Annotated in this window: 4 protein-coding genes; 2 read left to right on the top strand and 2 right to left on the bottom strand. The window is 66.2% G+C overall.

What is annotated here, in order from left to right; genetic code table 11:
* Window positions 1-47: 47 nt before the first annotated feature.
* Both IVB12_RS21910 and IVB12_RS21905 read left to right on the top strand, forming a co-directional pair.
* On the top strand, window positions 48-1,961 hold the full coding sequence (locus IVB12_RS21910) for an SDR family NAD(P)-dependent oxidoreductase (RefSeq protein ID WP_247301759.1): 1,914 nt from the start codon (window positions 48-50) through the stop codon (window positions 1,959-1,961).
* 49 nt (window positions 1,962-2,010) lie between these two features.
* Complete coding sequence (locus IVB12_RS21905) at window positions 2,011-2,958, top strand: NAD-dependent epimerase/dehydratase family protein (RefSeq protein WP_247301756.1); 948 nt, start codon at window positions 2,011-2,013, stop codon at window positions 2,956-2,958.
* Here IVB12_RS21905 and IVB12_RS21900 read toward each other — a convergent pair.
* Window positions 2,946-3,965, bottom strand: a complete 1,020-nt coding sequence (locus IVB12_RS21900; protein ID WP_247301753.1) for a glycosyltransferase family 4 protein — start codon at window positions 3,963-3,965, stop codon at window positions 2,946-2,948. The two genes, IVB12_RS21905 and IVB12_RS21900, sit on opposite strands and share 13 nt — an antisense overlap.
* A complete protein-coding gene (locus IVB12_RS21895; RefSeq protein WP_247301761.1) occupies window positions 3,962-4,921 on the bottom strand; it encodes a lysylphosphatidylglycerol synthase transmembrane domain-containing protein in 960 nt (319 codons plus the stop codon). Before IVB12_RS21895 ends, IVB12_RS21900 begins: the two co-directional genes overlap by 4 nt.
* Window positions 4,922-5,023: the final 102 nt, after the last annotated feature.

Genomic DNA, 5,023 nt, shown 5'->3' with positions numbered 1-5,023 from the left:
TATCAGCGCCGTCAGGTTGCACCTAACTGGGTTTCATCGGCCGGCGGATGACGCGTCTTTCGCATCTCACCTCGCGCAATTTCCTGATCGCGCTGCACGACGTGCTTGCGACCACTGCGGCACTTTTTGCCGCCTTCTACCTGCGATTCGAGGGTGGTGACGACTTCTTCGCTCGCCTGCCGCTCCTGTTCCAGATCCTACCCTACTTCCTCGGCTTGGCCGTGGTCGTGTTCTTCCTCTTGAACCTGACCACGACGAAGTGGCGCTTCATCTCGCTGCCGGATGCGCTGAACATCATCCGCGCTGCAACCGTGCTGACGCTCGCGCTGCTGGTGCTGGACTACATCTTCGTCGCGCCCAATGTCCGCGGCAGCTTCTTCGTCGGCAAGGTGACCATCGTCCTCTACTGGTTTCTCGAGATCGGCTTCCTCAGCGCGCTGCGCATGACCTACCGCTACTTCCGCTATACGCGGGTGCGGCGTCATGCACGCACCGAGGACGCCGCGCCGACGCTGCTGATCGGCCGGACTGCGGATGCCGAGGTGCTGTTGCGCGGCATCGAGAGCGGGGCGATCAAGCGCATCTGGCCGGTCGGCATATTGTCGCCCTCGCGCGCCGATCTGGGCCAGCTCATCCGCAACGTGCCGGTGCTGGGCGGCATCGACGATTTCGAGGACGTCATCGCGGACTTTTCCAAGCGCGACAAGCCGATCGCCCGCATCGTGATGACGTCGTCGGCATTCGAGCCGGAAGCCCATCCCGAAGCGGTCCTGATGCGGGCACGCAAGTTAGGCGTGATCGTGAGCCGCATGCCCTCGCTGGAGAGCGGCGAGGCGCCACGGCTCACGGCGGTCGCGGTCGAGGACCTCTTGTTGCGGCCGAGCGAGAAGATCGACTATGCGCGCCTGGAAGCGCTGATCAAGGGCAAGGCGGTGATCGTCACCGGCGGCGGCGGCTCGATCGGGTCCGAGATATGCGAGCGCGTGGTCACCTTCGGTGCTGCACGCGTGCTGATTCTGGAGAATTCCGAGCCGGCACTCTACGCCGTCACGGAGACGCTCGCCGCGCACGGCTCCGGCGCTGCGATCGAAGGGCGGATTGCCGACATCCGCGACCGCGAGCGCATCATACGCCTGATGGCGGAGTTCAAGCCCGACATCGTGTTTCACGCCGCGGCCCTCAAGCACGTGCCGATCCTCGAGCGCGATTGGAGCGAGGGAGTCAAGACCAACATCTTCGGCTCGATCAACGTCGCCGATGCGGCGCTTGCCGCAGGCGCCGAAGCCATGGTGATGATCTCGACCGACAAGGCGATCGAGCCGGTATCGATGCTCGGCCTGACCAAGCGCTTCGCCGAGATGTATTGCCAGGCGCTCGACCATGATCTCGCAGTAGCGAGCGGCGGCGCCAGGCCGCCGATGCGGCTGATCTCGGTGCGGTTCGGCAATGTGCTGGCTTCGAACGGCTCTGTGGTGCCGAAGTTCAAAGCCCAGATCGAGGCCGGCGGCCCCGTCACCGTCACCCATCCCGACATGGTCCGCTATTTCATGACCATCCGGGAAGCCTGCGATCTCGTCATTACCGCGGCAACGCACGCACTCGGACAGACGCGGCCGGATGTCTCGGTCTACGTCCTCAACATGGGACAGCCGGTGAAGATCGTCGATCTCGCTGAGCGTATGATCCGGCTTTCCGGGCTTCAGCCCGGCTACGACATCGACATCGTGTTCACGGGCATGCGGCCGGGCGAGCGGCTGTACGAGATCCTATTCGCCTCCGAGGAGCCGACCCGCGAAATCGGCGTTGCCGGCATCATGGCGGCGCAGCCGAACGAGCCGCCGATGCAGACGCTGCGCAAATGGATTGCGGCGCTGGAGCAGGCGATCGCACGCGACGATCGCGCCACCATCAGGACCATCCTGAAGGATGCGGTTCCCGAATTCGGGTCGACCGCGGCCTGATCGTGCCGGTCGACGGATTGTTGCGCAACGCTGTTCTGTCGGAGCAATGATGAGCGAGATAAAGCCGGTCGCGCTGGTGACGGGAGCGAGTGGCTTCATCGGCCGTCATGTCGTGCGCGCATTGACGCGCGAGGGCTGGTCAGTCCGGTGCGCGGTGCGCAGCCCGGAAGGGGCCGGCGACGAGGTCGTGATCGCATCGATCGGCCCCGAAACCGACTGGCGGGCCGCGCTTGAAGGCGTCGACGCCGTCATCCATCTCGCCGCGCGTGTGCATTACAAGAACGACGAGCGCGCGGTCGAGCTCTACCGCAAGGTCAATGTCGAGGGCACACTGCACTTGGCGCGCTGCGCAGCGACGGCCGGCGTACGCCATTTCATCTTCATCAGCACTGTTCTGGTGCACGGCCGCAGCAACGAGGGCCGTGCCCCGTTCAGGGAGAGCGATGTCCCGACGCCGCGTGGCCTCTACGGCGCGTCCAAGGCCGAGGCCGAGGCGGGCTTGAGGACGCTGGCGCGGGACAGCGACATGAAAATCTCGGTGATCAGGCCGCCGCTGATCTACGGCGCACACGCCAAGGGCAATTTCCCGCTGCTGGCGCGCGCGGTCAGGCTGGGGCTGCCGCTGCCCTTTGCGGCGATCCGCAATCGCCGCAACTTTCTATGCGTGCAAAACCTGTCGTCGTTCATCCTGCACCGGCTCGACCATCCCGACCCCACGAGCAATTTCGAGATCTTCCTGCTGGCCGACAGGGAAAGGGTCTCCACGCCCGAATTCATCGCGTGCCTGGCGAGAGCCTCCGGCAAGCGCCCGCGGCTGTTCGGCATACCGCCAAACCTGCTCAGCGCGGCCCTGCGCGTGACCGGCCGTCAGGATATGCATGACGGCCTGATCGGCTCGCTCGAGCTCGACATCTCGAAGGCGATCGCAACCGGCTGGCAGCCGCAGCTCACCCTCGAGGAGGGCTTGCGCCTGGCGGTGTCGGATCAGGAGCCCTGAGACCGCGAGAAGCGGTGCAGCACGAATCCGACCGCGAGCGCGCCGGCCACAAGTGCGCACGTGGTGACCGCCGGCGCGGCGGCACGGATGGTGAGGATGGCGAGCCCGGCGAGCACGAGGTTGAGCAGGAAGACCTCGCCGATCACCCGCGGGACCATGAAACCGTTGTCAGTGGCGCGCTGGTAGAAATGCGTACGGTGCGCCGACCAGAACGGCTCGCGGCGCGCGATCCGTCGAAACAGCGTGATGGTGGAATCGGCGAGATAATAGGCCGGCAGCAGCAGTGCCGCGGCCGTCTGCCCGCGAAAGGCGAGCTCGAGCAGGCACCAGCCAAGCAAAAGGCCGATCGGCAGGCTGCCGACATCGCCCAGGAAGACTCTTGCCACCGGACGGTTGAACGGCGCAAAGCCGAGCATGCCGCCGCACAGCGTCGCCGCGACCAGCGCGGCCGGCCATGGCAGCTCGCCCAGCCATCCCAGCAGCAGCAGCGCCGCGGTGACCGGCACCACTTCCGCGGCCGTCATCAGGTCGAGCCCGTCCATGAAGTTGACGAGGTTCACGAACCAGATCCCTGCGAGCAGGATGAGGCCGCGTTCCAGCGCAAGCGGCAGCGCCGGAACGATGCGCGCAGTCTCGGGCGCGGTGAACACCACGGCGCCGACGGCCGCGGCCTGCAGCACCAGCCGCACCAACACCGGCAGCGATACGATGTCGTCGGCAAATCCGACCAGCGCGATCAAGACCGTCGCCCCGAGCAGTGCCGGCGGGATCGCGACGTTCGCGACACTCGCAAAGAGCGAGGCGACGATGAGCGTCGCCGCGATCACAGCGATGCCCGCACCCTGCGGGGTCGGAATGCGATGCGAGGAGCGCGCGTTCGGCCGTGCCAGCGCGTAGCGCTGGAGCAGGGGACGGCTGCTCCAGGTGATGAGCGCCGACACCAGCGCGGCGGTTGCGACGGCAAGCAGCGACGGCACAGCGGCGAGGGCGTCTGCGGCCGAGCTCACTCGGGCACTCCGATCGGGACCGACCCTTGCGCGGCCTTCTCCGCGCTGAGGATCCAGACCAACCCGCCGATCGCGCCGACGATGAAGAACACGGCGCCAAACAGCAGCGAGACGTTGACACCTTCGTTTGCGGCGAGTCCGGCGAAGCCGAACGCGAGGCTCATGGTGGCTTCACGCACGCCCCAGCCCGCGATCGAGATCGGCATCATGGTGATCAGCATCACCGGCGGGACGAGCAGGAATATCTGGCCGAAGCTGATTGGCGCGGCGATCGCCTGCACGACGCACCAGGCGACGACGACGGCAAGCACGTGAACGAGGACCGACAGCACCGCGATGATCGGTCCGCGGCTGCGGCTGAAGATCACGCGATTGGCGATCACGGCACAGGCGTGGATGTGATGCGTCGCCCACCAGGTCTTCAGCCAGCGCCATTTCAACGCGCCGAAGATCAGGAAACCGAGGCCGCCCGCCAGTGCCGCGAAATCGATGAGCAGCAGCGCCGAGCGCCCGTGCGGATCGGTGATGAGGGTATAACTCCAGGGCAGGCTCGCGACGATGAGCACCGCGAGCGCGATCAAGCCGATCGCGCGATCGACGAAGATCGAGTAGGTCGCCGCGCGCCAGCCGGCGCCGGCGCGCGCAACCAGCCACAGCCGGACCGCATCGCCGCCGATCGCCGACGGCAGGGTCTGGTTGAAGAAGGCACCGATCACGTTGTAACGCATGGCACGGCCGAGCTCGAGCGGCGCGCCGCACGCGGCGCTGATCTCGCGCCAGCGCAGCACGCCGACGAAGATTTGCAGGAACGCGACCGCGATCGCCACGCCGATCCAGAACAGGCTGGACACCGTGAAGCGCGAGAACAGTTCGGACAGGTCCACCTTGCGCAGCGCCAGATAGAGCAGCGCCGCGGAAATCAGGATCTTGGCCGCAGAAAACAGGATTCGGCGCATCTCGCCCGCATGAACAGGTTTGCGAAGATTGGAGGCAACCCGACGCGAGGCGCCGAATTCGGCCGCTTTGGTATGGTTTTGGCGCCGATCTTGCAATAGCCG

This window comes from Bradyrhizobium sp. 179 (assembly GCF_023073535.1).
Taxonomy (GTDB): domain Bacteria; phylum Pseudomonadota; class Alphaproteobacteria; order Rhizobiales; family Xanthobacteraceae; genus Bradyrhizobium.
The sequence above is the reverse complement of the archived record's forward strand: the minus strand, read 5'-3'. Positions and strand labels throughout refer to the sequence as shown.